Annotated in this window: 1 protein-coding gene; it reads right to left on the bottom strand. The window is 63.1% G+C overall.

Annotated features, from left to right (window positions below):
• Window positions 1-20: 20 nt before the first annotated feature.
• Window positions 21-1,080: IS630 family transposase (locus AC1DYF_RS40270; RefSeq protein ID WP_477884530.1), on the bottom strand; the 1,060-nt coding region annotated here is incomplete at its 5' end.

The following is a 1,080-nucleotide window of genomic DNA, read 5'->3' as shown; positions in this document are numbered from 1 at the left end:
CTAGTACCTCTGCACAGAGATTATGACTCTTTGGCGATTGGGTTTGGGTATGCTTTGGCAAGTTTGGCGCGGGCTTGCTCGGTTGAGAACATCCATTTGATGCGGGCTCCACTTTGATTGCGWCGGTGTTCCCAAGCGGCGACTTCGGCGATGAGGCGATCGTGGCTTTCGATGCGGCGGTTAAGACATTGGCCGCGCARSACGCCGATTTCGATCTCGACCATGTTGAGCCAACTGGCATGCTTGGGCGTGTAATGGAATTCCAGGCGTCTCAGGATACGGCGCGCCTCGYAGGCCGGCAGGGCCTGGTAGAGGGCGGCCGGTGTGTGGGTCGACAGATTGTCGAGCACGACACGGATGGTCTCGGCCCCGGGATGGTGCAGATCGACGAGATCGCGCATGCATTGGGCGAAGTCGTCGGCCGTACGCCGGGCAGTGACTTTTACCTTGCGCCAGGATCGGTGAGCATCAAGGAAGACGAACAAGTTGGCGGTGCCGTTGCGCTTGTATTCGCAGTCGTAACGCTCCAACCGGCCTGGTGCGGCTGGGATCGGCAGCCGCAYTTCGCCAATGAGTTGGGTCGGGCTTTCGTCGAAGCACACCACAGGCCGTGCCGGGTCGGGCTCTTCRGCATAGAGGTCAAGCACATCCTCCATGCGCGCGACATATTCGGCGTCGATCTTGGGGATACACCACATGTCCCTGCGCCATGGCTTGAGATCGTTTTCGACCAGGCGCCGGCGTACCGTCTCACGCGACAGCTGTTCATGCTCGGTCAGCCTGACGAACGCGTCGGCCAGCAACTGCAGTGTCCAGCGGCTGCAGCCCGGCGGTGGGCTGGAGCAGGCGGTGGCCACCAGCAGCGCTTCTTCCTTGCCGGTCAGCTTGCGCTCCGCACCAGGRCGCGCCTCTTCGCTMAGCGCCGCCTCAAGGCCCATCTCCACGAAGCGACGCCTGGTGCGATAGACCGTCGAGCCGCTGGCCACCACGGTGGCGGCAATCGCCTCGTCGCCCAGGCCAGCATCGGCGGCCAGCAGGATCTGCGCCCGCTTGAGCTTGCGTGCCGCATGCTTGCCAGCG

This window comes from Rhizobium sp. P2_G9, from assembly GCF_056403475.1.
The sequence above is the reverse complement of the archived record's forward strand: the minus strand, read 5'-3'. Positions and strand labels throughout refer to the sequence as shown.